Here is a 25,727-nt window from a genome sequence, read left to right as displayed (position 1 = left end):
TAAATATCCTTAAGCCAATGTCGCCTTAACTCCCGGCGGCACACCTTTACGGTAAGGATTTAAAGCAAATGCCTCTTTCAAAGATTTGCCCAAATTAGCAAAAATTAATTGCCAAGCATCATTAGCATCAATCAATGTATCTATATGAACTATAATACTACAAGCTAATCCGCCTGATAGCCCATCCAAAAAGTCGTCTAAATCTTCAGAGCGCAATTTACTATATACATTTTGTCCAATTAATAGATTTTTTCTAACGCTATCTTGAGAATCTTTAAATGGTACAAATATCCAGAATTTTCGCCCTTCGACGCTAATACCAGTACGAATTGCTTTAGAATCAAAGCTACTACCAGCACCATTGACTCCCCAATGTTTCATACGTAGAACTAAAATATTCAATAATGCTTTGCCTAATACTAAAGCTGTGTCTTCTAATACTACATGGCTAGAATTAAGTACCGTAGCATTAAATTCTACTTGCATGGTAAATCCAGCTTCTTTAGCTAAGATTTCTAATAAATAATGTAATTCACTAACATCAATATTAGACGCTACATTAAATACAAATTTATTTGCTAATTTTTTAGAAAAGTCTACTGATACGGCTACATGGCTTTCTGCTGTACCTCTAAACACTTTACTATAATATAAGGATTTGTCAAAATCCAAACTTGGAAGATGTTTAGGAGTGAAAATTCTACTTAAACTAATACCAATTGCTCTAAAAACACCTTCCCAAGCATGATGTAAATCTTCGACGCTACAAATTGTGACTTGCATTTTGGCTTGCAAACCTTCAGCTAAACCTTGCATTAATTCTACTAATGGTTTTCCAGTTTCTAACTGTTCACAGCGCGTTGATAAAAACCAGTCTAAATCTAAATTATCAATTGAATTTAATACTAATTCGGGTTCAGCCGCTGTATCTATAGATACTTCCGCGCTGCCATCATCAATCATACCTAATGCCGAGGCTGATGCTTGATGTATTTCAAATTGGCGAATTTTTGTGCCTACAAATTTACCTAATTGCAGCCAATCATTATTATTCCAATTTAAATCAATCTCAACACAAAGCCGCCAAGCAATATGCTCAACCATGTGACTAACAAAATCATTTGGAGTAATAAAATGCTTTTTAGTCACATCTCCAAATTGCATCTCCAAAGACAATTTCTTGAATGTCGAATAAATTTGATCTGTAGATTGATTATTAGCTAAAGCTTGATAATCAGTACCACCAGTGGCGACTGCAATTACATGAAAACCAGCATTAAATCCAGCTTCTGTACCAATAATGGAATCTTCAACTACTACACAGTGCTGGCAGCCTAATTTTTTAGCTGCAAATAAATAAGTATCAGGAGCAGGTTTAGCTTTTAATTGTTCAATATCATTGCCAATCACCAAATCAAAATATTCAAGAATCCCAGCATGTTGCAATATTGTATTTACATCAGCAGTTAAATTATTGGAGACTACTGCCATCTTTAAGGATTTGGATTTAGCATCTTTAAGAATTTCAATAATACCAAGATTAACCTCAAAAACACTTTCACGTCGCGCCTTATCATAAATAGGCAAAATAGTGCCATGTAAATTTAAAGCATCAGCAATATTATATTGCTCAGCCACATGCTGCAAAATCAAATTCCAAAACTCAGGAGGATGATAAGCAAATATAGAACGAATAAACTCATGACTTAATTTGACATGATCACCAAAATATTCAGCCAAAAGCTGATTACAAACAGTTAAATCTAAACCTAAAGAATCTATTAAGACTCCATCCATATCCCAAAGAATGGCTTGGGTGTTTTCGGGTATTAATATACGTTGAGCTATAATGTGCATAAATTATTTTGATCTCTTATTTTCAGCTTCAAAAATCGCTAAACGTTGTGCCAATCTACGTACTTTTCTTTCTAAATCAGATTGATGTATATCAATAGCAATAACTTTGATTAAAATAAACCCCATACCTAAAACAAAAATTAAAGTAGGTGGATAATTTACTCCTAAATGAGTTGCCAACCAATCAATAGTTGTAGGAAATATACCCAACAACATAATTGATAATGCAACAACTAACCACCATGCCGCATGACGAGAATGCAATAAATCACGGCGAATTAACCATAAAATGATACCTGCAATGAAAAAACCTAAAAAGGTAGAAGTGAGTTGATATGACATTATTTAAATAATTTAAAATGAGCTAAACATAAAATACTGGTATATAACATATAACTACTAACTGCCCACCAAGAACTAAAAATACGCGAATGTCCATTAATTCTAGGCGATATAAAAATAGGTGTTTCGACTACACGTAATTTAGCTCTATGTAATAATAATAAGACACCTAAATCTTGATAATCTAACAAACTTGCTGATTTTGAACTTAATAATTCAATCGCCTTATGATTATAAGCGCGTAATCCAGAAGTTAAATCCTCTAAATTCATACCTGACAATTTTCTAAAGAAAGACCATGCTAGATGTCTGGATGGACTTCCACGTTCAACATATGAACCTATAACTACATCAGATTGTTTATCTTCAAGTTTTTCTAATAACTTAGGAATAGAATCAACCTTATGTTGACCATCAGCATCCATAGTAATTGCTATTTTAAATCCATATTGTTCCGCATAACGCAAACCAGTTTGTATCGCACCCCATGCGCCTAATGAAAACGACATAGGCAAGACAATAGCACCAGCATCTAATGCTACTATTGTCGTATCATCACTACTGCCATCATCAATGACAACAACAGTAATGGGAAAAAGCTCTTTAATTTCAGAAACAATTTGACCAATGGTATTGACTTCATTTTTAGCCGGAATCAATACCACCACATCTTTAAGATTTAGCACTTTTACTATAATTAATTTTATCTGGGGCAACTGCACCGCCAGACATAATAAAAGTCATAGCCTCATCCAAACTCCAATTTGTAGAAATGAGTTTATCTAAAGGTATTATTTCTAAATAACCAGAAGTAGGATTTGGCGTAGTAGGAACATAAACAGCGGCTAATTTTTCTCCTGTATCATGATCAGTAAAAACCTGTGTTACCAAACCCACTGTTTTCATTGCTGGAGAAGGAAATTCAATTAACACCACTCGTTGCGCTTCTGTAGGTTTCTGCTGTAATGTTACAACAAGCTTCTTTATTGAACCATAAATTACTTTGACAACCGGTAGTTTATTAATTAAATAATCAAATGCTTCGATTATACGTTTACCAATCACAAAAGTTGCTATTAAACCAAGCAGATATAAAACAACTAAAGTAAATAATACCCCGATGATAGATAAAAACCAAGGATTAGTAATCCAATCAGCAAGAGAAGGAAAAATATCAGCCAATATCTTAATAGCTGGTGTACCAATTTGAGACAATAAATTAAATAGAAATTGAAAAATTACCCAAGTAACTAAAATTGGTATAACTGTAAAAACACCCGTTATCATATAACGAGAGATAGAATATTTATTAGATTCCATAAAATTAACTCAATTTTTTCTTCAACAATTCATTAAGCTGCGCTGGATTGGCTTTACCCTTAGAAATCTTCATCACTTGCCCGACAAAAAAGCCAAATAATTTTTCCTTACCAGCACGATATTGTTCTAACTGTTTAGGATTATTAGCAATTACTTCATCAATCAATTTCTCAATTGCGCCACTATCAGTAACTTGCTTTAAACCTTTTTGTTCAATAATCTTATCAGCGTCACCTTCACCAGCCCACATTGCCTCAAAAACAGTTTTAGCAATTTTGCCTGAAATGGTGTTATCACTAATTCGACGCAACATACCAGCAAGTTGTGGTGCAGTAACTTTAGATTCAGTAATGTCTAAATTTTCTTTATTCAATAAAGCCGATAAATCACCCATTACCCAATTAACACATAATTTAGCATCACTTGCAGATAACTTAACAGTCTGTTCAAAAAATTCAGCTAATTCACGACTACTAGTTAATACAGCGGCATCATACAAAGATAAAGCATATGCTTGCATAAAGCGTTGTTTTTTCTCATCAGGCAATTCTGGTAATTTAGCTTTAACTTGTTCTAAAAATTCAGGCTCAATGACTAGCGGCAACAAATCAGGATCGGGAAAATAACGATAATCATTAGCCTCTTCCTTAGAACGCATGGAACGAGTCTCATTTTTATCAGCATCATATAAACGAGTTTCTTGTACCACCTTACCGCCGCTTTCTAAAATATCAATTTGTCGCTCAACTTCAATATTAATAGCGCGTTCAACAAAGCGAAACGAATTCAAATTCTTCAATTCAGCACGAGTACCTAATTCCTCTTGCCCTACAGGGCGTACAGAAACATTAGCATCACAACGAAACGAACCTTCTTGCATATTGCCATCACAAATATCTAAATAACGTACTAAAGAATGTATCTTCTTCATATAAGCAACAGCTTCTTTAGACGAACGCATATCTGGCTCAGACACAATTTCCAACAATGGTGTACCAGCTCTATTTAAATCAATACCAGTTGAACCCTGAAAATCTTCATGTAAAGATTTACCGGCATCTTCTTCTAAATGAGCGCGAGTAACACCAATAGTTTTTTCTTCACCATCAAGCTCAATATTAAGTTGCCCCTTTCCAACTATTGGCAACTCAAATTGACTAATTTGATAACCTTTAGGTAAATCAGGATAAAAATAATTCTTTCGAGCAAAAACAGAACGCTGTGCAACTTCAGCCCCAATAGCCAAACCTAATTTTGCTGCCATTTCTACCACAGCCATATTAAGAACAGGTAACACCCCGGGCAAAGCTAAATCCACAGCACAAGCCTGTGTATTAGGATCAGCCCCATAAGCGGTAGAAGCACCAGAAAAAATCTTACTTTTAGTAGCTAATTGCGCGTGAATTTCTAAACCAATTACGACTTCCCATGCCATATTATAAAACCTCTTTAAAATCTTGTGGTACAGCCTGATGCCAATCAGTAACTTGTTGATACTGATGAGCCACATTCAATAACTGCGCTTCTTTTAAATAATTACCTATTAATTGTAAGCCAACTGGACGCTGTTCAACCAAACCAGCCGGTATTGACATTGCTGGTAAACCTGCCATATTGACCGCAATTGTATAAATATCAGATAAATACATAGTAACAGGATCATCCGATTTTTCACCAATTTTAAAAGCCGTTGTTGGTGAAGTTGGTCCTAAAATCACATCAACTTGTTTAAACGCATCTGAAAAATCTTGACTAATTAAGCGGCGGATTTGTTGAGCTTTTAAATAATAAGCATCATAATAACCAGCAGAAAGCGCGTAAGCACCAATCATAATACGACGTTTAACCTCAGCACCAAAACCCTCACCACGTGAACGTGTATATAAATCATCTAAATCTGTTGGGTTTTCGCAACGATATCCAAAACGCACTCCATCAAAACGAGATAAATTAGAAGAACATTCTGCTGGAGCTATTATGTAATAAATAGGTACCGCTAAATGTGTGTTAGGCAAACTAATTTCATGCAGAGTTGCACCAGCCTGTTCAAACTCTTTAATGGCAGATTCCAAGGCTTTAGCAACATTAGAATCTAAACCTTCCGCAAAATATTCTTTAGGTAAACCAATTTTTAATCCTGCTAACTTATCATTTAAGTTAGCAGTATAATCATCACTAGGCACATCTAAAGAAGTTGAATCGCGCTCATCAAAACCGCTGATAACATTTAACAAATGTGCCACATCCTCAGCACTACGCCCCATTGGACCAGCTTGATCCAAACTAGAAGCAAACGCTATCATGCCATAACGCGAAACTCGACCATAAGTTGGTTTTAAACCAGTTATACCACATAAAGCCGCAGGTTGACGAATTGAACCACCAGTATCAGTGCCAGTAGCAATTGGTGCCAAACGAGCAGCCACAGCAGCCGCTGATCCTCCTGATGAACCACCGGGCACCGATTTTATATCCCAAGGATTTTTTACCGGTCCATAAAAACTAGTTTCATTAGAAGAACCCATAGCAAATTCATCCATATTGGTTTTACCCAACATCACCATGCCAGCCGCCTGACATTTTTCAACAACTGTGGCATTATAAGGAGCAATAAAGTTATCTAGCATTTTTGAACCACATGAAGTTTTAACTCCATGAGTACAAAATATATCCTTATGAGCTAAAGGGATACCGGTTAAGAAACCGGCATCACCATTAGCAATAATTTGATCAGCAGCCTGAGCTGCTTTTAATGCTTCATCAGTTGTTATAGTAATAAAACTATTAATCTGTGAATCATAATTTTTAATTCTATCTAAAAAATGTTGAGTCAACTCAACACTAGAGTATTCACCTTTATGTAACGCTTTAGATAATTCGACAAGAGTTTTATTGTGCATAGTAGTTATTAATTGTTAATTCACTCAATTACTTTAGGGACTAAATATAAACCAGCTTCAACTTGTGGTGCAATTGATTGAAAATTATCGCGCTGATTGGTTTCTGATACTATATCTGCACGTAAACGTGCTGTAGCATCAAGCGGATGTGCCATTGGCACTATATCAGCCGTATTGACATTATTCATTTGCTCAACAAAAGCTAATATATCAGATAAATTGCGTGTATAAACTGGAATATCTTGTTCATTTAAAGAAATTCGAGCTAGATGAGCAATTTTTTCAACTTCTTCTTTTAATAAGGACATTTTACTACTCTAAGGTTAAAAAAAAATCATTTCAGACTTGCTTAAACTTAAATCGCTTGGTAAAGTAATATTTTTACTATTATAATTTATTCACCATAGGATTGACTCAATTCCATGTTCAAACGTTTGCGCGGACTTTTCTCAAACGATCTGTCGATTGATTTAGGCACAGCAAATACGCTCATTTATGTTAGAGGACAAGGCATTGTTCTTGATGAACCATCTGTGGTAGCTATTCGACGTGATGGTAGTGGTAGTAATCGATCCATAGCAGCGGTTGGCTTAGATGCCAAACGTATGTTAGGACGTACTCCCGGTCATATTACCGCAATAAGACCAATGAAAGAAGGTGTTATTGCAGACTTTACTATCACGGAAAAAATGTTGCAGTATTTTATTCATAAAGTTCATGATAATAAAATCTGGCAGCCTTCTCCACGAGTACTTATATGTGTACCATGTGGTTCAACTCAAGTTGAGCGTCGTGCTATTCGTGAATCAGCCGCTGGTGCTGGCGCACGAGAAGTTTATTTAATAGAAGAACCTATGGCAGCCGCTATAGGTGCAGGTATGCCTGTTGGTGAAGCTACAGGCTCAATGGTACTTGATATAGGAGGTGGCACCACAGAAATAGGGATTTTATCTCTAAACGGTATTGTATATTCTGAATCTATTCGTACCGGTGGTGATCGCTTTGATGAAGCCATTATAGCCTATGTACGTCGTCATTATAGCACCTTAATTGGTGAAGTAACCGCTGAACGTATCAAGCAGGAAATAGGTTCAGCTTATTCAGGTAAAGATTTATTAGAAATTGATGTCAGAGGGCGTAATTTAGCAGAAGGAATTCCTCGTAGCATTAAACTGAATAGTAATGAGATTTTAGAGGCATTACAAGAACCGTTAGCAAATATTACTGGTACAGTAAAAACTGCCTTAGAAAAAATTCCACCTGAATTAGGCTCTGATATTGCTGAAAAAGGGATTGTATTAACAGGTGGTGGAGCCTTATTAACGGACATTGATCGTTTAATTATGGAAGAAACTGGATTACCAGTTATTATAGCCGATGACCCATTGACTTGCGTAGCACGTGGTGGTGGTCGTGCATTAGAAATAATTGAAGAACATGGACCTGACGTGTTTGCGTTAGAAAGTATGTAATAATTTAGGGCAGACATCTAAGGTCAGCCCTAACAGAATAATCACATGAAATCTTCAGTTACAGAAGAACGAACTTTAAATATAAGAGTAATGCTATTTATCTTAGCATCACTCATTCTAATGATAACTGATCATCGTTTCGGATATTTGCAAACGGTGCGAACTCATTTATTAACTTTAGTCTATCCAATTCAATATTTAGTTAATTTACCATTAAAGACTGGTCAATGGCTATCTATGAGTGCCAATAGGCGTGTCAAATTATTGGAAGAAAATGCGCAATTATATGAAGAAAATCTACGTTTAAAAGTTGGCTTGCAAAAGTATCAACATCTAAACAAAGAAAATAAACGTCTTCGACAAGTATTGCGTAGTTCAACCAGACTAGGCGAACGAGTTATGCTTGCTGAAATATTAGCAGTAGAATTAGATTCTGCTAAACGGGATATTACAATTAATAAAGGCAGTAAACATGGTGTATTTATAAATCAACCAGTAATAGATGCCCAAGGAGTTATAGGTCAAATCACGCAAGTTGGAATGTTTTCTAGTATCGTAATGTTAATTACAGATTATAATCATCAATTACCAGTTCAAATAGAACGCACTGGTTTACGTACAGTTGCTAAAGGTATGGGTACAGTAAATCGTTTATCTTTATTATATATATCTAATATTGGTTTAAATGATGGAATCAAAATAGGTGATTTACTTGTAACTTCTGGTTTTGGCGATAAATTTCCCAAAGGTTATCCAGTTGCAATAGTGATTGATGTTACTCCTGATATAGGTAAGCCATATGCACAAGTACAAGCATCACCACTAGCAAGATTAGAACAAAATAGTGAAGTTTTATTAGTATGGAAAACCAATAAATGAGTGTAGAAAAACATCATGGTGGTTGGGTTATCATTCTGAGTTTTATTGTTAGTTTTATGTTAGCAATAATACCATTACCAATATGGGCAACAATATGGCGACCAGATTGGGTTGAAATGGTTTTAATTTATTGGTGTTTAGCTATTCCTCAACGTATCGGTATTATAACTGCTTGGAATATTGGAATTATTTATGATGTATTACATAATAGTCTGTTAGGGCAACATGCCTTATTCTTCTCTTTCATTGCTTATATTAGTATAAAATTACATCGTCAAATACGTTTATTTCCTTTATGGCAACAAGCAATAGTAATATTTGGATTAATAACAATCACCCACTTACTCAACATAATAATTAACAGCATATTAGGTCATCCACCACTGGTTCTCATATCGTTTATATATGAGGGATTAAGCAGTATGTTATTATGGCCTTGGTTATTTATAATCTTACGTGATATGCGGCGTACTTATAATGTATATTAAAAATTCCACTCAAGAAAATAAAATTTTCCATAACCGTGCTATTATTGCTTGGTTCCTAATGTTGTTATTTCTATCGCTTATATTTGCACGTATGTATTATTTACAAGTTATACAGCATCAGGATTACATTACTAAATCAGAAGAAAATAGCATTAAGATTTTACCATTACCCCCGACAAGGGGATTAATTTATGATCGTAATGGAGTGTTACTAGCTGAAAATCGCATATCATATAGTTTAGAAATAATTCCTGAAAAACTTACCGAAAAACTTGATCATATATTAGATAAATTGAAAAACATTATAGTAATAGAAGAATCTGATATTACTCGCTTTAAAAAACAATCAAGACAAAAACGTCAATTTAACAGTATTCCATTACGCCACCGTTTGACTGAAGGTGAGGTAGCGCGTTTTTCGGTACAAAGACATCATTTTGCTGGTGTAGAAATCCAGAGTAATCAAAGTCGTTATTATCCCCTTGGGGCTACAGGAGTTCATGCCATTGGTTATGTTGGAAGAATTAATGAACGAGAATTAAAAAGGATTGATAAATCTAATTATTTGGGTAGTAACTATATTGGTAAGTTGGGTATAGAAAAATATTATGAAAAACAGTTACATGGACAAACAGGATTTCAAAAAGTAGAAACTAATGTTAAAGGGCATATTATTCGAGTTTTAGAAAGAACCTCTCCCATAGCAGGTAAGAACTTATATTTAAATTTGGATATTGAATTACAAAAATATACTGAAGAAATTCTTTCTAAACATCGTTCTGCACTAGTAGTAATAGATCCTAAAACAAGTGGAGTATTAGTGTTAGCAAGTATGCCTTATTATGATCCAAATTTGTTTGTAAATGGTATAAGTTATAAAGATTATAATGCCTTACGTGATTCTCCAGAGCGTCCATTATATAATCGTGCAATACGTGGTCAATATCCTCCCGGTTCCACTATAAAAGCCTTTGTTGGCTTAGCAGGGCTTGAGCATGGAGTAAGAACGAAATATAGTCGTACTTGGTGTCGAGGTTGGTATAGTCTAAAGGGTCAAAGCCATCGTTATCGTGATTGGAAAAAAAGAGGTCATGGTAGTGTGAATTTTCATTCATCATTAGAACAATCTTGTGATGTCTATTACTATGATTTAGCTCATGATCTTGGTATTGATCGCCTAAATAAATTCATGAAACGCTTTAGTTTTGGGAAAAAAACTGGAATTGATATTACTGGTGAATTAGGAGGATTAATGCCCTCCAGAGAATGGAAGCGTCGCAGATATAATAAACATTGGTATCCCGGTGAAACTGTAATTACAGGGATAGGACAAGGTTATATGTTAGCAACACCTTTACAATTAGCGGTAGCTACTACTACATTAAGTAATCATGGCAAATTTAAACAACCACGTATGGTCTTTGCAATGGATGATCCTAAATCTAATGAAATGAGCATCATATCTCCTATAATTCAAAAGACTATTCATTTAAAAAGACAAGATTTTTGGAAGACAGCAATTGGTGGGATGAGAGCAGTAGTACATAGTCGCAGAGGAACTGCAAATAAAGTTGGAAGAGGTTCGCGTTATCGTTTTGCAGGTAAAACTGGTACTGCACAAGTAATCACAATTAAACAATCAGAAACTTATAATGCAAGGAGGCTAAAGAAAAAATTTCATGATCATGCTTTGTTTGTAGCATTTGCACCTTTAAAAAACCCACGTCTTGCAATATCAGTCATAGTAGAAAATGGCGGTGGTGGTAGTTCGACTGCTGCGCCTATAGCTAAAAAAGTCATGGATCATTATTTGTTACGAAAATGAATATGCAAACCCGTTGGACTAATAAGCATTTTTTACATTTAGACACTACTTTATTATTTGGCTTATTAACATTATTAACTTTAGGTTTAATAATCTTATATAGTGCAGGAGGTCAAAATATTGACCTTATGATCCGTCAATTAATAAGAATTGCAGCTGGATTAGGAATAATGCTGCTACTTGCTCAAATACCGATTCAAAAAGTATTTAGATGGGTACCGTGGATTTATCTTATCGGCGTATTATTATTAGTATTAGTATTGCTTATAGGAACTACAAGTAAAGGTTCGCAACGCTGGATAAATCTTGGATTTATGGTATTTCAACCTTCTGAAATAATGAAAATCATTATGCCTATGATGATTACATGGTATTTAGCTGATCGACCTTTGCCACCTAGTTATGGACGCATAGTTGTAGCTCTAATATTGATTGTCTTCCCTGTATTGTTGGTGGCTAAACAACCTGATTTAGGTACATCATTATTAATTGCATCTTCTGGTATATTTGTATTATTATTTGCAGGAATTGCTTGGAAACTAATATTGGGATTTCTGAGTTTGGTAGGGGCATTTATACCAATTTTATGGTTTTACATAATGCATCCATATCAACAACAACGAGTCAAAACCCTTTTTAATCCTGAAGCTGATCCATTAGGTACTGGTTATCATATTATTCAATCAAAAATTGCTATTGGCTCAGGAGGAATTGAAGGCAAAGGCTGGTTAAATGGAACTCAATCTCAATTACACTTTTTACCAGAACGCACCACAGATTTTATCTATGCTGTATATAATGAAGAATTTGGTTTAATTGGTGCTGGAATATTATTATTAATTTATCTTTTCATTTTATCCAGAGGCATGTATATTGCTGCTCAAGCTCAAGATACTTATGGTCGTCTGCTTGCTGCGAGCTTAGTTTCAACTTTTTTTGTATATATATTTGTTAATATGGGTATGGTAACAGGTTTATTACCTGTTGTCGGTGTTCCCCTACCCTTAATTAGTTATGGAGGTACTTCTTTAGTCACATTAATGGCAGGTTTTGGATTTATTATGGCAATACATACACACAAACGTTTCTTATCACAATAAGGTATAATCAATGAGTAAAATAAATAAATATATTTTTTTAGGATTATTAGTATTTAGTATCAATGCAAATGCTGATAAATTTGTCAGTATTGGTGATTTTGCCGATCAAATGGTTGTAAAACATGGATTTGAGAAATCACAAATAATTTCTTGGATTAGTCAAGCCAAGAGAAAACAAAATATTATTCGTTTAATGACTCCTCCTCGTCGCACTCCGGGTAAAAAAAGAAGAGGCAGACCATGGTATAAATATCAAGGCAAATTTATTACTCGTAATCATATTGATAATGGAGTTAGATATTGGCGTAGAAATAGACATATTTTAAAACGCGCTGAAAAAAAATATGGTGTACCCGCTGAAATCATCATAGCTATTATAGGAGTAGAAACCCGTTATGGTAGAAATAAAGGTGGTTTTAGAATCATTGATGCTCTTAAAACTCTAAGTTTTGATTATTTAAGACGAGCTGACTTTTTTCGTCAAGAGTTAGAACATTTTTTCTTATTGGCACGCGAAGAAGGTTCAAACCCACTTAGACTTAAAGGTTCTTATGCTGGAGCATTTGGTATTGGGCAATTTATGCCAAGTAGCTATAGAAATTATGCGGTTGATTTTAATGGTGATGGCAGACGTGATATTTGGAATAATCATGCTGATGCGATTGGCAGTGTAGCTAATTATTTTAAGGAATATGGTTGGCAAAAGGGTGAACCAGTAATGAAAGCTACTCAAGTACGTTCTTCTAATGCCGCTGAAACCTTATTAGGATTAAAATTTGAACCTAGATATACTTTAGCTCAATTGAAACGGATGGGAGCTAGATACAATGGTAATGAATCAGATGATACCAAAGTCATGTTTGTAGATTTAAGAACCAGAATGGGTACTGCCTATTGGATAGGTTTTAAAAATTATTATGTTATAACTCGTTATAATCATAGTAAGCATTATGCGATGGCAGTTTATCAATTATCTCAAGAAATTGCGAGGATTTATGAAGAAAGATATAATTAGTTTAGTACTTATAGCAGTTAGTATAACTGCTTGTAGTTCAAATGAAATAAAACCAACAGTTAAAGCTAAACCTGTTGTGAAAAAAATAGTAAAAAAAGCAACTCCTAAAGTAGTTGTTAAAAAACCTACTATTAAACAACAACCATTTGTTGTTAGAAACAAACCAAAGAAAAGAGTAGTACGTAATTATATGGCACAAGGCTCTGCTTCTAGGTACAGATTAATACATAATGGAATGAAAACTGCTAGCGGTGAAATTTATGATCTATATGGTATGACAGCAGCACATGCCAGCTTACCTTTTTTAAGCAAAGTTAGAGTGAAAAATTTACGCAATGGTCGTAGTGTTGTAGTTACTATTACTGATCGTTTATATGATAACAGTAAATTAATTAAATTATCTTATTGGGCTGCACGTAAATTGGATTTAATTAAACATCCTTCACGTCGTGTATTAGTTAAAACTTTTTAAGAAAGATGAATAAATTATTATTTAGTTTAATTTTACTACATCCCATTTGTGCTATTTCAGCTTCTTCTCCACCAGATATAGAAGCTCGTTCTTATATATTACAAGATTTTCATAGTGGTGAAGTTCTGGTAGAAAAAGATGCTGATAAAGCAGTTGAACCAGCAAGTCTCACTAAATTAATGACTGCCTATATAGTATTTAATCAATTACAAGTAGGTAAAATTAAATTAACTGATAAAGTTAAAATTAGTGAAGAAGCTTGGCGTATGGGAGGATCAAAAATGTATCTTGAAGTAAATTCTATGGTAACAATCAAAGATTTGCTAAAAGGAATGATTATCCAATCAGGTAATGATGCAAGTATTGCTTTATCTGAACATATTGCAGGTAATGAAGAAGAATTTGCCAGTTTAATGAATAAAACAGCAGAACGTTTAGGTTTAACTAATACTCATTATACTAACTCTACTGGTTTAAATGATCCACAACACTATAGTTCTGCACGCGATGTTGCCAAACTTGCATATTTTTTAATTCGTGATTTTCCTGAATATTATCGTTGGTATTCACAAAAGCAATTTACCTATAATAATATTACCCAACATAATCGTAATCTTTTATTACGGCGTGATCCCAGTGTTGATGGTATGAAAACTGGTTTTACTAAAGCGGCTGGTTATTGTTTAGCAGCTTCTGCTAAACGTAAGAATATGCGTTTAATTTCAGTGGTTTTAGGTACAGCAAATCAAAAGGCTAGGGCTACAATGAGCAAAAAATTGCTTGATTATGGATTTCGCGCTTTTAAAACTTATGCTTTATATCCAGCATATCATGCACTTAGTTCAGAAAGAGTGTGGCAAGGTGATATTACACAATTAAAATTAGGCTTAAAAGAAGCATTTTATATCACAGTACCTAGAGGGCAATATTCTAAATTACGTGCGACTTTATATATTGATAAATATATAACAGCACCAGTTACCGCTTTAAAATCTTATGGTAGCTTAAAAATTCGTTTAGATGATAAAATCATTTTAAAACGCCCTTTAGTTGCTCTTTCAAGCGTTGAAAAAGGCTCTTTTGGAAAACGTATGATAGATTCTTTTTTATTACTGTTTCATTAAATATATATGATAGTTTATCTTAATGGTGAATTTTTACCTTTAGAAGAAGCACGGGTACCAGTTTTAGATCGAGGTTTTATTTTCGGTGATGGTGTCTATGAAGTTATTCCAGTTTATAATGGGTTAATTTTTAAATTAGCAGAACATTTGCAACGTTTAGAAAATAGTCTTAGTGGCATTAAGTTAGCTAATCCATTCACTACCGAGGAATGGACTGGGATTTTAAATTCTGTCATAACTCGTAATGATGGCGGTGATCGTTCCATTTATTTACAAGTTACTCGTGGTATTGCAAAACGCGATCATCAGTTTCCTCAAGTGGTTAATCCAACTGTTTTAGTTATGAGTAATCCTCTTAATAGAGTCGCTGTACCAGCTCCTATTACAGCGATTACTTGTGAAGATACACGTTGGAAGCGTTGTGATATTAAGTCTATTGCTTTATTGCCTAATATATTATTGCGTCAAGCTGCTGTCGAGGCTGGTGCAAATGAGGCAATTTTAATTCGGGATGGTTTTGTTACTGAGGGTGCCGCTAGCAATGTTTTTATTGTAGAAAATGGTGTGGTTATTACTCCTCCTAAAAGTAATTTTATCTTGCCCGGTATTACTCGTGATATTGTGCTTGAAATTATGCCGTCAGCTAAAGAACAGAATATTTCTGAAGCACAATTACGTTCTGCCGATGAAATTTGGGTCACAAGTTCTACTCGTGAAATTTTGCCAGTTATTAGTCTTGATAATCAGCCTGTTGGAACGGGTGAAGTTGGAGCAGTGTGGTCACAAGTGTTAGAACTATATAAACAGTTATGAAACTATGTGGCTTTGAAGTGGGTTTAGATAAACCCTTGTTTCTTATAGCTGGTCCATGTGTTATTGAGTCAGAACAATTGGCTTTAGATACAGCGGCTCAGTTAAAAGAAATAACTAGCAAGTTAAATATTCCTTTTATTTATAAATCCTCGTTTGATAAAGCCAATCGTTCATCACACAGCAGTTTTCGTGGGATGGGTATCGAACAGGGATTGAAAATCCTTGAAACAGTCAAACAGCAATGTCAAGTACCAGTGCTTACTGATGTGCATGAAGACACTCCTTTAGCAGAAGTAGCAAGCGTAGTTGACATATTACAAACACCAGCGTTTTTATGTCGTCAAACCAATTTTATTCAACAGGTTGCTAAACAAGGATTACCAGTTAATATCAAAAAAGGTCAATTTCTTGCACCTTGGGATATGATCAATGTAGTCAAAAAAGCTAAGGCTGTTGGAAATGATGAGATTATGGTGTGTGAACGCGGGGTTTCATTTGGATATAATAATCTAGTGTCAGATATGCGATCATTGGCTGTCATGCGTCAGACACATTGTCCTGTTATATTTGATGCCACACATTCAGTACAATTGCCCGGTGGGCAAGGTAGCAGTTCTGGTGGACAACGAGAATTTGTGCCAGTTTTAGCTCGTGCTGCGGTTGCAGTAGGAATTGCTGGTATATTTATAGAAACCCATCCTGAACCTGATAAGGCTTTAAGTGATGGTCCTAATTCATGGCCTTTAGATCAAATGGCTGTATTATTAGAAAAATTAAAATTAATTGATAGCATCATAAAAAACATAGATGGAGAATAAAATGTCAGAGATTGCCGATATACATGCTCGTGAAATTCTTGATTCACGCGGTAATCCCACCGTTGAAGCAGAAGTTATAACAGAGTTAGGGGCTATAGGACGTGCAGCAGTACCATCTGGTGCTTCTACTGGTGCCAGAGAAGCAGTTGAGTTACGCGATGGTGATCCTACTAGGTATCTTGGTAAAGGTGTTCTTAAAGCTGTTGAGTCTGTTAATAGCGAAATTTGTGACGCTTTAATTGGTGTGGATGTAACGGCACAGACAGAAATTGATTCTAGGATGATTGCCTTGGATGGCACTGAGAATAAAGGACGTTTAGGTGCAAATGCATTATTAGCAGTTTCTATGGCAGCGGCAAAAGCGGCTGCTAATGAGTTACAAATACCATTGTATAGATATTTAGGTGGTGCTGGTGCAATGCAAATGCCGGTGCCAATGATGAATATTATTAATGGTGGTGCCCATGCTGATAATAATGTTGATATACAAGAATTTATGATTATTCCTGTAGGTGCTAGTTCTTTAACAGAAGCAGTGCGCTATGGGGCAGAGGTATTTCATGCTTTAAAAACTGTGTTAAAGATACAAGGCATGAATACAGCAGTTGGTGATGAAGGTGGTTTTGCACCAAATTTATCTTCTAATGAAGCTGCAATAGAGGTTATATTAGAAGCAATTGATAAGGCTGGATTTAAAGCTGGTAACGATATTATGATAGGTATCGATGCCGCTAGTTCAGAATTTTATAAAAATGGTACATATAATTTAACTTCAGAAGGTAAAAAATTAGATTCTGTACAATTTGCTGATTATTTAAGCGCGTGGGTAGATCAATATCCGATATTATCAATTGAAGATGGTATGGCAGAAGATGATTGGGACGGTTGGCAAATTTTAACTGACAAATTAGATAACAAGATCCAATTAGTTGGTGATGATTTATTTGTTACTAATACCAAGATTTTACAAGAAGGTATTGAGAAAGGAATTGCTAATTCGATTTTAATTAAATTGAATCAAATTGGTACCGTAACAGAAACTCTTGCTGCTATTGAAATGGCGAAACGCGCTAGTTATACAGCTGTAATTTCTCATCGTTCTGGTGAAACTGAAGATAGTACTATTGCAGATTTGGCAGTTGCAACATCAGCAGGGCAAATCAAAACTGGTTCATTATCACGTTCAGATCGTGTTGCTAAGTATAACCAATTGATTCGTATTGAAGAAGAATTGGGCGATCAAGTTACTTATCCCGGTAAGGCTGCGTTTTATAATTTATAATGCATTATGAACAAGACTTTTACGGATGGTTATTAGAAAGTGCCCAACTATTAAGGGAAAAAAAATTTTCACAATTAGATATTGCAAATATAGCTGAAGAACTTGAAGCAATCGCAAGAAGCGATAAGCGTCAATTAATCAATAGATTGGCAGTGTTATTAGCACATTTATTAAAATGGCAATTTCAATCACATATACGTTCTAAAAGTTGGCAAAGAACTATAAAAGAACAAAGAAAACGAATTAAGCTATTATTGAAAGATAGCCCAAGTTTAAAATATGAAATTGAACAAAAAATAGCATCTGCTTATGAGATTGCCATACTTTCAGCAGCTAATGAAACATTATTAGATGAAGATACCTTTCCAGAAACTTGTGAATATTCATTAGATGAAATTTTAAATCAGGAATTTTATCCTGATTAACTATTGTGAGGCTAAAGCCTCACTTCCTATTCTTATTTTTCAGCAAATCAATTACCTGTTGTTTTAAAAAATTATGAAAAAGATTATCATTATAACAGTAGTTGCTGCCACTCTATCCATCAGTTCTGCTTCCTTTGCTAAGGATAAAATCCAGATTCAAAAAGCCAAATTCTATTCTTTTCAGGATAGGCAACAAGAGAGGGAAATCCAAGCCCAGTAGCCAAGTAGGGTGGGTAAACGTCTTTTTGTTTGCCCACTGTCATTTCGACTAGCAGGAGAAATCTTGGAGCTACTATAAGTTCACTTGCTATAAGCACAAACATAAAGTGGTCTTAAAATTCTTTAGATTGTATTGAGTACAACGAATTACGTGGATAAACGAATTTTCTATTTAAATACAGGCGAACTCAAAGAAATTCATACCCTAGCTACCCCAACAGGACTATTTCATCCCTTGGTTTTGGATCAAGAACGCATTTTTGCTTATCAATTTACCAACCAAGGCTTACAACATTTGCCGACTCTTATGATGAATTTTTTCTTTATATTAAACTGTTTAGGAATTGAGCCTTGTGCTGGATTAACAAATCCTCATATTCAGTGGCGGGAATGATATAAGCAGAATAATAATGCAAAATGTGTTTGATAATAATTAATATTATATCATAATTATTTTGAAGTTATTAACCCAATAATCTTGACTTAAATAATTGATTTAGCATATAATGAAAAAATATTATAAGTAGATTCAATAATGTTGATATACAAGAATTTATGATTATTCCTGTAGGTGCTAGTTCTTTAACAGAAGCAGTGCGCTATGGGGCAGAAGTATTTCATGCTTTAAAAATTATGATAGGTATCGATGCCGCTAGTTCAGAATTTTACAAAAATGGTACATATAATTTAACTTCAGAAGGTAAAAAATTAGATTCCGATTTTAATAACTATAATAATTTAATTAAAGTTGTTACCTTAAATTCAGTTCACATCCACATATTTATTAAGATAAAAGCTAAAGGTTTAACTCAAAAAACATTATTTAAACATACGCATTACTGGTATTAATATTGCATAAATTACATTTAACTTCATAGCGAATCATCACTGTTTAATAATTATTATAAATTACTAATTATTGCTTAGTTGAGATGAAGTTATAAACTATAAAAAATCTTTCATTCTAACATTTAGAGGATCACATGGTAAAATCATGGTTAATGGCTATTGTCATTACTTGTTTATCTTTTTTTTCACATCACTTATATGCAACCAAAAATGATTTTGTAAATCAAAACATTATAAATGATAGTCAACAAATTGTGATAGCTAAGCTCCAATTGTCATCTAAAAGATATAAAAAGCGTAGATGGACTAAAAAGCGTAGATGGACTAAAAAGCGTAGATGGACTAAAAAGCGTAGATGGGCTAAAAAGCGCAGAATACGTAAAAGATATCTAAAGCATAGTCGTTATAAAAAACTAATAAACCGAGCTGCTAGAAAAACAGGAGTTGATGCCAGACTAATACGTTCTATAATAAAAGCGGAATCCGGATTCAATCCTAGAGCTAGATCAAATCATGGTGCTGTTGGTTTAATGCAATTAATGCCAAGAACTGCAAGACAGTTTGGAGTCAAAAATCGCATGAATCCCGCTTCCAATGTAATGGGTGGTGCTCGCTACTTACGTTATTTATTAAGGAAATATAGAGGAAATAAAAGGTTAGCTGTTGCTGCTTACAATGCTGGTCCGGGTGCGGTTAAACGCTATGGTAACAGAGTTCCGCCTTATAGAGAAACAAGACGCTATGTTAGAAAAGTCTTGAGATATTATAGAAGATAATTTCACATCTTGTGAGGCGAAAGCCTCACTTCCTTATCATCCCTTCTTATTTCTTTCATTTATGTATTTTTTTTAAAAATCCGCTATACTTAACTGCATTCTTAAATATAAATATATAAACATATCATGACATCTGAAAAACTCACCCATTTTGGCTTTACCCAAGTGCCGCTTGAAGAAAAAGTTCAACACGTTACTGATGTTTTTGATTCGGTTGCATCAAAATATGATCTCATGAATGACTTAATGTCTGGTGGCATACATCGTATCTGGAAACGCTTTACTATAGAATTAGCAGGTGTAAAACGTGGGCAAAAAATCCTTGATTTAGCTGGGGGTACTGGCGATTTAGCCGCTAAATTTGCAACAATTGTAGGCTCACAAGGGCAAGTTGTACTAGCTGATATTAATGATAAAATGTTAGAAGTAGGGCGTGAACGTTTATTAAATAAAGGCATATTAGTTGACTATGCTCAAGTCAACGCAGAATTTTTACCGTTTGCCGATAATAGTTTTGATCTTATAACTATCGCCTTTGGTTTACGTAATGTCACCAATAAAGACGCTGCACTTGAATCCATGTTACGAGTATTAAAACCCGGTGGCAAATTATTGATATTAGAATTTTCCGAACTAAAAATAAGCCCCTTAAAACCTATTTATGATACCTATTCTTTTAAAATTTTACCATTTATAGGCAAAATAATTGCTAATGATTCAGAAAGTTATAAATATCTTGCCGAATCAATTCGTATGCACCCCAATCAAGATAATTTATTAGAAATGATGGAAGACGCTGGTTTTGAACGTTGTGATTATCACAATTTAAGCGGTGGTATTGCCGCTGTGCATAGAGGATATAAATTATGATCACCTCATTAACAGAATATGCAGGATTTTGGCGACGCTTGTTTGCCGCTTGTATTGATATTTTATGGATAGTAGGATTAATAACATACCTATCAACTTATGTTGACAATACTGATTATTTAGTATTACCAGATCAGGTGTTAGCTACATTACCGATGCTAGAAAACTTTCCATGGCAAAAGTTTTTAGTTCAAGGTATGTTACCAATATTTTTAATACTAGGATTATGGGTAAAATACGCCGCCACACCGGGAAAATTAATAGTTGATAGTGAAATAGTTGATGCAGATACAGGCAAACCTATAGATTTACAACAAGCAATGCTACGTTCTATAGCCTATATCATCTCCCTAATTCCATTAGGCTTAGGATTTTTATGGATTCTATGGGATAAACGCAAACAAGGTTGGCATGACAAAATTGCAGGCACCGTAGTGATTATACATGACGAAGCCACTATTCCTTTAGAACAATTGAAGAGATATTACCATTGAACTTAGCAATAGAAACCTTAATAAATCAAGCAATACCTTTATTAGATAAAGATAGTTTAGAAGCCCTCAAAAAATTATCAGGTAAAATTATTCGCTTTGAATTAAATAGTATTAATATCAATAAATATATATTTATTGATAATCAAAATGTTATGCTATTGAATCAATATGAAGGAGAAGCAGATGTTTACATTTCTACAACTCCATTTACTTTATTACGTCTATTATTAGAAACCGAAACTTCTGCAAATGATCCTGATATGAAAATAACAGGTGATATTAGTATTGCTCAAGATATGTTTTATATCATAAAAAATCTTGATTGGCAATGGAAACAAAAGCTCAAACTGCAATTATTACCAACAGCAATTGTTAAACGCGCAGAAATGGAAAACTTTCTCAATCAAGTAGATACCCTACGCGATGATTTTGAACGTTTAGAACAACGAGTACAAAAATTAACATGAGACTTATTCGTCAGCTTATACGTTTAGTGAGTATTTATCGCATAATTGTGCGTTATGGCTTAGATGAATTATTACTATCAACTAAAATATTTCGCCCATTACGCCTTTTATCCTACTTGACTCTGGATTACTGGTTACGTCCAAAAAAACTTACACGGGCAATGCGAATACGTCTAGCCCTAGAAGAATTGGGACCAATTTTTATTAAATTTGGTCAAATTCTATCCACACGGCGTGACTTATTACCTGATGATATTGCTCTGGAATTAGCTAAATTACAAGATAATGTACCGCCCTTTCATGGCGAACAAGCACGTAAAATAATTGAACAAGCTTATGAACGCCCTGTAGAAGAAGTATTTGCTCACTTTGATAGCACACCACTAGCAGCAGCTTCGATTGCACAAGTACATGTAGCGCGTCTTCACAATGGGCGTGAAGTAGTAGTTAAAATATTACGCCCCGGAATTGAAGCAAATATTCATAAAGATATAGAACTACTTTACTTTTTAGCCAATATAGCCAATCGCTATTGGGCTGATGGGCGCAGATTACGCCCCATGGAAGTAGTAGCTGAATTTGAAAAAAACCTGCAAGACGAACTAGACTTAGTCAAAGAAGCCGCTAATGCAACCTTACTAAGACGTAACTTTAAAGACTCAGACTTAATATATATACCAGAAGTAGAATGGGATTACACATTGCAAAATGTAATGGTAATAGAACGCATAAAAGGTATTCCAGTTAGCAACATTGAAACCTTAAAACAGCAAGGCATGAACTTAAAGCATCTAGCAGAAGCAGGAGTAGAAATATTTTTCACCCAAGTATTCAGAGATAACTTCTTTCATGCCGACATGCACCCCGGTAACATTTTTGTTGATCCAAGCAAACCTAATAGCCCCTCCTACATTGCAGTTGACTTTGGTATCATGGGCACCCTAAGTACAGAAGATCAACACTACTTAGCCGCCAACTTTCTAGCATTTTTCCGCCGTGACTACCACCGCGTTGCCGAATTACATGTACATTCAGAATGGGTACCGGAAGGAACCAAAATCGAAGAATTTGAAGGAGCAATTCGCAGCGTCTGCGAACCGATATTTGACAAACCATTAAAAGATATATCCTTTGGACTAGTACTGTTAAGACTATTTCAAACAGCGCGACGCTTCAACATGGAAGTACAACCACAACTAGTACTGCTACAAAAAACCCTACTAAACATAGAAGGATTAGGCAGACAACTCTATCCAGATTTAGACTTATGGCAAACAGCCAAACCCTTTTTAGAACGTTGGATGGATGAACGAGTAGGAATGCGAGCATTTATAAAAGGCATACGTAACAACCTACCCCTATGGATAGAAAAAATGCCAGAAATGCCACTACTAATTCACGAATCCCTAAGCCAAGATCAAATTAAATCACAGCAACTAAAACACCTAAATAATGAATTAATTCAAATGCGTAAGGACATGCAACAATTTCATCAACGTTTAATATTGATATTGGTTACTAGTGTTATTGCTGCGGGTTTTGGGATTGTATTTTTATGAAGATAAAACATATATCAACAACTGCCTTATCAAAAAAGCTAGGAATAACACCTAAAGAACTATTTGCAAAATTTCTAAATCTTGGTTGGGTAGAAAGAAAGGATGATACATGGACACTTCACACGATCTAAGGCAGAAATGCTTATTGATAACTGGCTATATATGTTTGAAGTGGTTCACGCTTATGAAAGAAAACTCCCTATTGAAGAAGATGTTTATTCTGATTTCTATCTTCCAACAGGTAAAGTCTATATTGAGTATTGGGGATATGAAAATGATTCAAAGTACCTAGAAAGAAAGCAAATAAAGCAAAATATTTATAAAAAATACAATCTTAAGCTCATAGAATTAGAAGATAAAGATGTACAAAACCTTGACGATATTCTACCAAGGTTATTACTAAAATATGGAATACAAACATACTAATCCAGTATCTGTAGGGTCGGTGATAACCGACCTTACAAGGCTTAATTAATCATTTAATAACCAGAAACTGTCCCATCATACCCGCATCTTCATGCTCTAAAATATGACAATGGTACATATAAGGTATATCTGGATCTGCGAAATCCTCAAAGCGGCTTATAACCCGCACTGTCTCATGGGGTAATACTAACACCGTATCTTTCCAGCCTGCTTCTCCGGCACTAGGTGCTTGCCCATCTCGATCCAGAATCTGGAATTGAATGTCATGAATATGGAAAGGATGCGCCATCACATTATTATTCCTGATCGTCCAAATTTCAGTATCGCCTAAACGCACAGTTTCATCAATCCTATTCATGTCCATCACTTTGTCATTAATGGTAAACATTTTGCGATTGCTTAAGTTCTCAAAGGTTTCCGCATTATTAGCAGCTATTAAACCGTTCATGCCCATACCTCCTCCGCCTCCACCCATCATGCCTCTTACTTTGAGCATGAAGGAGCGGGTGACTACAGCATCTTCTGGACGCAAACGTTCAATTGTGGTCAATTTGGTCGGAATAGATAAGCCATTATCACCTGTTTCACCTACACGAATACTCATTACATCAAAAGTTTGCATATCCAATGTATCACGCATCATACTGTTTGTGATCGTCATGGGAGTAATTTCTGCTGAATAACTTTTTAATAACAGAGATTTACCGCTATCAGCACGTAAATCCAATAAAATTTCAGCACGTTCACCCGATGAAAGACGTAAGCGTTGCATAGTCACAGGGGCTTCCAATAGACCACCACCGCTGGCAATTTGATAAAATTCACGATTATCTGCAAAGCCAAAGTTATAAATCCGCGCATTAGAACCGTTAAGCAAGCGCAGACGGATCACCTGAGCGCGAGTATTCAGCGTGGGAGTAATGGCACCATTGACCAAAATGTATTCTCCACGCAAACCCATCATATCAATCTCATTTCTGATTTGGCTAGTCATCTCACCGTTTGCAGCAATACGACGATCCTGCACCACCACAGGAATATCATCCACACCATAGTTGCGAGGCAAAGCTAGTTTATCGCTAACAGCATCATCTATAATGAACATTCCAGCCAATCCTTTATAAACATGTTCTGCCGTCTTGCCTTTTAAATGCGAGTGATACCATATTGTTGCAGCCAATTGTTTTATTTCAAAAAAAGGCCGCCAAGTCGCATTATTTTTGATCTTCTGATGGGGACCACCATCCATCTTGGGGGGAACATGTGCGCCATGCCAGTGAATTGTGGTTGTTTCGCCTATCGTATTATGTATGTTAAATAATACATTATCTCCATTGGAAACTCGAATAGTAGGTCCTAAATAATCGCCGTTAATACCTAAAGTAGCAGTCTTAGTACCCGGTAAAAAGCTTTTCTCAGCTTGTTGTAAGTTTAAATTAAAAACTTTTTGTCCTTTATCATTAAGGCTGCCTGTCAACAGTGGTGGAATAGGGAAACTATTATTGATGAAAAAGAAACCCTTGTGTGCTAAGGGGCTAAGCCATTGGCTTTGATCAAATACATCTACCCCAATTTTAGTTGCCACAGCATAGATATTATATTTACCCGCTTGTGAATCTTGCGGCAATTGCGTAGTGATATTAAAAGCAGTGTTGTTTGGTGCTTGCTTGCTAGCATAAGCGGCAACTTTGGTGGTTAAATTATTCTGTGTTTGTAAAAACAATAATTTTGTATCAGGTAACTGTAATGCTAAATAAATATCTGCATTTTGGCTATTTGTTACCTGAATGTTTAATTGCAAATTTAAATCTTCATTGAGCTTTTTTGGGGAATCTCCCGAAATGCCAATATCCAGTTGCCAATTAGCTTGTAGAACTAGTGGGTTAAATACTAGTAAAAGTAATATTAATATTTTACTCATTATACTGTTTTTCC

Annotated in this window: 28 protein-coding genes and 1 pseudogene; 21 read left to right on the top strand and 8 right to left on the bottom strand. The window is 34.9% G+C overall.

The annotated features are described in order from the left end of the window. Nucleotides 1–9 precede the first annotated feature (9 nt). The 7 genes from BHU68_RS13065 to gatC are packed head-to-tail and all read right to left on the bottom strand — an operon-like array spanning nucleotide 10 to nucleotide 6,727. Nucleotides 10–1,857: an HAD family hydrolase gene (locus BHU68_RS13065; protein ID WP_069472478.1), complete on the bottom strand. Its 1,848-nt coding sequence runs from the start codon at nucleotides 1,855–1,857 to the stop codon at nucleotides 10–12. A gap of 3 nt (nucleotides 1,858–1,860) precedes the next feature. After that, a complete protein-coding gene (locus tag BHU68_RS13060; protein WP_069472477.1) occupies nucleotides 1,861–2,199 on the bottom strand; it encodes a DUF2304 domain-containing protein in 339 nt (112 codons plus the stop codon). Further along, nucleotides 2,199–2,885 (bottom strand): glycosyltransferase family 2 protein, encoded by a 687-nt coding sequence (locus tag BHU68_RS13055; RefSeq protein WP_253180916.1) that lies wholly within the window; start codon nucleotides 2,883–2,885, stop codon nucleotides 2,199–2,201. The genes BHU68_RS13060 and BHU68_RS13055 overlap by 1 nt, the downstream gene beginning before the upstream one ends. After that, nucleotides 2,872–3,519, bottom strand: coding sequence for a DUF502 domain-containing protein (locus tag BHU68_RS13050; RefSeq protein WP_069472476.1), 648 nt, complete (start codon nucleotides 3,517–3,519; stop codon nucleotides 2,872–2,874). Before BHU68_RS13050 ends, BHU68_RS13055 begins: the two co-directional genes overlap by 14 nt. A gap of 4 nt (nucleotides 3,520–3,523) precedes the next feature. Then, entirely contained in the window at nucleotides 3,524–4,954 is a 1,431-nt protein-coding gene (gene gatB, locus BHU68_RS13045) for an Asp-tRNA(Asn)/Glu-tRNA(Gln) amidotransferase subunit GatB (protein WP_069472475.1), read from the bottom strand. A 1-nt stretch (nucleotide 4,955) separates the two neighbouring features. After that, entirely contained in the window at nucleotides 4,956–6,419 is a 1,464-nt protein-coding gene (gatA, locus tag BHU68_RS13040) for an Asp-tRNA(Asn)/Glu-tRNA(Gln) amidotransferase subunit GatA (RefSeq protein WP_069472474.1), read from the bottom strand. A gap of 20 nt (nucleotides 6,420–6,439) precedes the next feature. After that, entirely contained in the window at nucleotides 6,440–6,727 is a 288-nt protein-coding gene (gene gatC / locus BHU68_RS13035; RefSeq protein ID WP_069472473.1) for an Asp-tRNA(Asn)/Glu-tRNA(Gln) amidotransferase subunit GatC, read from the bottom strand. Nucleotides 6,728–6,841: 114 nt separating this feature from the next. On the opposite strand from gatC, the gene BHU68_RS13030 reads away from it, so the two are divergent. From BHU68_RS13030 to BHU68_RS12930, 21 genes and pseudogenes are all read left to right on the top strand, one after another. After that, nucleotides 6,842–7,891: a rod shape-determining protein gene (locus BHU68_RS13030; RefSeq protein WP_069472472.1), complete on the top strand. Its 1,050-nt coding sequence runs from the start codon at nucleotides 6,842–6,844 to the stop codon at nucleotides 7,889–7,891. 45 nt (nucleotides 7,892–7,936) lie between these two features. Continuing rightward, the gene (mreC, locus tag BHU68_RS13025; protein ID WP_069472471.1) at nucleotides 7,937–8,770 is read left to right on the top strand and encodes a rod shape-determining protein MreC; all 834 of its coding nucleotides are present in this window, start codon (nucleotides 7,937–7,939) and stop codon (nucleotides 8,768–8,770) included. After that, entirely contained in the window at nucleotides 8,767–9,258 is a 492-nt protein-coding gene (gene mreD / locus BHU68_RS13020) for a rod shape-determining protein MreD (RefSeq protein ID WP_069472470.1), read from the top strand. The genes mreC and mreD overlap by 4 nt, the downstream gene beginning before the upstream one ends. Further along, nucleotides 9,248–11,083, top strand: coding sequence for a penicillin-binding protein 2 (gene mrdA / locus BHU68_RS13015; protein ID WP_069472469.1), 1,836 nt, complete (start codon nucleotides 9,248–9,250; stop codon nucleotides 11,081–11,083). Before mreD ends, mrdA begins: the two co-directional genes overlap by 11 nt. Beyond that, nucleotides 11,080–12,183, top strand: a complete 1,104-nt coding sequence (rodA, locus tag BHU68_RS13010; RefSeq protein ID WP_069472468.1) for a rod shape-determining protein RodA — start codon at nucleotides 11,080–11,082, stop codon at nucleotides 12,181–12,183. The genes mrdA and rodA overlap by 4 nt, the downstream gene beginning before the upstream one ends. Nucleotides 12,184–12,193: 10 nt before the next feature. Then, nucleotides 12,194–13,198 carry a lytic murein transglycosylase B gene (mltB, locus tag BHU68_RS13005; protein ID WP_069472467.1) on the top strand — a complete coding sequence of 335 codons (1,005 nt, stop codon included), beginning with the start codon at nucleotides 12,194–12,196 and terminating at the stop codon, nucleotides 13,196–13,198. Then, on the top strand, nucleotides 13,179–13,670 hold the full coding sequence (locus BHU68_RS13000) for a septal ring lytic transglycosylase RlpA family protein (RefSeq protein WP_069472466.1): 492 nt from the start codon (nucleotides 13,179–13,181) through the stop codon (nucleotides 13,668–13,670). The genes mltB and BHU68_RS13000 overlap by 20 nt, the downstream gene beginning before the upstream one ends. Before the next feature lie 5 nt (nucleotides 13,671–13,675). After that, nucleotides 13,676–14,794 (top strand): D-alanyl-D-alanine carboxypeptidase family protein, encoded by a 1,119-nt coding sequence (locus BHU68_RS12995; RefSeq protein ID WP_069472734.1) that lies wholly within the window; start codon nucleotides 13,676–13,678, stop codon nucleotides 14,792–14,794. 6 nt (nucleotides 14,795–14,800) lie between these two features. Then, nucleotides 14,801–15,607: a D-amino acid aminotransferase gene (locus tag BHU68_RS12990; protein WP_069472464.1), complete on the top strand. Its 807-nt coding sequence runs from the start codon at nucleotides 14,801–14,803 to the stop codon at nucleotides 15,605–15,607. Then, on the top strand, nucleotides 15,604–16,425 hold the full coding sequence (gene kdsA / locus BHU68_RS12985; RefSeq protein WP_069472463.1) for a 3-deoxy-8-phosphooctulonate synthase: 822 nt from the start codon (nucleotides 15,604–15,606) through the stop codon (nucleotides 16,423–16,425). Before BHU68_RS12990 ends, kdsA begins: the two co-directional genes overlap by 4 nt. A gap of 1 nt (nucleotide 16,426) precedes the next feature. Beyond that, on the top strand, nucleotides 16,427–17,707 hold the full coding sequence (eno, locus tag BHU68_RS12980) for a phosphopyruvate hydratase (protein WP_069472462.1): 1,281 nt from the start codon (nucleotides 16,427–16,429) through the stop codon (nucleotides 17,705–17,707). Beyond that, nucleotides 17,707–18,132: a DUF29 domain-containing protein gene (locus BHU68_RS12975; RefSeq protein ID WP_069472461.1), complete on the top strand. Its 426-nt coding sequence runs from the start codon at nucleotides 17,707–17,709 to the stop codon at nucleotides 18,130–18,132. Before eno (BHU68_RS12980) ends, BHU68_RS12975 begins: the two co-directional genes overlap by 1 nt. A 370-nt stretch (nucleotides 18,133–18,502) precedes the next feature. After that, on the top strand, nucleotides 18,503–18,745 hold the full coding sequence (locus tag BHU68_RS12965) for a hypothetical protein (protein WP_069472459.1): 243 nt from the start codon (nucleotides 18,503–18,505) through the stop codon (nucleotides 18,743–18,745). A gap of 137 nt (nucleotides 18,746–18,882) precedes the next feature. After that, nucleotides 18,883–19,068: pseudogene (eno, locus tag BHU68_RS18445) on the top strand (phosphopyruvate hydratase); the annotation flags it as partial. 266 nt (nucleotides 19,069–19,334) lie between these two features. Continuing rightward, nucleotides 19,335–19,976 (top strand): lytic transglycosylase domain-containing protein, encoded by a 642-nt coding sequence (locus tag BHU68_RS12955; protein ID WP_069472457.1) that lies wholly within the window; start codon nucleotides 19,335–19,337, stop codon nucleotides 19,974–19,976. Nucleotides 19,977–20,102: 126 nt separating this feature from the next. After that, nucleotides 20,103–20,846: a bifunctional demethylmenaquinone methyltransferase/2-methoxy-6-polyprenyl-1,4-benzoquinol methylase UbiE gene (gene ubiE / locus BHU68_RS12950; protein ID WP_069472456.1), complete on the top strand. Its 744-nt coding sequence runs from the start codon at nucleotides 20,103–20,105 to the stop codon at nucleotides 20,844–20,846. Beyond that, nucleotides 20,843–21,340: an RDD family protein gene (locus BHU68_RS12945; RefSeq protein ID WP_069472455.1), complete on the top strand. Its 498-nt coding sequence runs from the start codon at nucleotides 20,843–20,845 to the stop codon at nucleotides 21,338–21,340. The genes ubiE and BHU68_RS12945 overlap by 4 nt, the downstream gene beginning before the upstream one ends. Continuing rightward, nucleotides 21,337–21,807 carry a ubiquinone biosynthesis accessory factor UbiJ gene (locus tag BHU68_RS12940; protein ID WP_069472454.1) on the top strand — a complete coding sequence of 157 codons (471 nt, stop codon included), beginning with the start codon at nucleotides 21,337–21,339 and terminating at the stop codon, nucleotides 21,805–21,807. Before BHU68_RS12945 ends, BHU68_RS12940 begins: the two co-directional genes overlap by 4 nt. Next, nucleotides 21,804–23,366, top strand: coding sequence for a ubiquinone biosynthesis regulatory protein kinase UbiB (gene ubiB, locus BHU68_RS12935; RefSeq protein ID WP_069472453.1), 1,563 nt, complete (start codon nucleotides 21,804–21,806; stop codon nucleotides 23,364–23,366). The genes BHU68_RS12940 and ubiB overlap by 4 nt, the downstream gene beginning before the upstream one ends. Continuing rightward, entirely contained in the window at nucleotides 23,363–23,497 is a 135-nt protein-coding gene (locus BHU68_RS18110) for a hypothetical protein (protein WP_256359140.1), read from the top strand. Before ubiB ends, BHU68_RS18110 begins: the two co-directional genes overlap by 4 nt. 7 nt (nucleotides 23,498–23,504) lie before the next feature. After that, a complete protein-coding gene (locus BHU68_RS12930) occupies nucleotides 23,505–23,792 on the top strand; it encodes a hypothetical protein (RefSeq protein ID WP_069472452.1) in 288 nt (95 codons plus the stop codon). Nucleotides 23,793–23,841: 49 nt separating this feature from the next. Here the strand turns inward: BHU68_RS12930 and BHU68_RS12925 are convergent, their stop codons facing one another. Continuing rightward, complete coding sequence (locus BHU68_RS12925) at nucleotides 23,842–25,713, bottom strand: multicopper oxidase family protein (RefSeq protein WP_069472451.1); 1,872 nt, start codon at nucleotides 25,711–25,713, stop codon at nucleotides 23,842–23,844. Nucleotides 25,714–25,727: the final 14 nt, after the last annotated feature.

It is taken from the genome of Candidatus Marithrix sp. Canyon 246 (assembly GCF_001723685.1).
GTDB lineage: Bacteria > Pseudomonadota > Gammaproteobacteria > Beggiatoales > Beggiatoaceae > Marithrix.
This window is presented reverse-complemented; position numbering and strand designations above follow the sequence as displayed.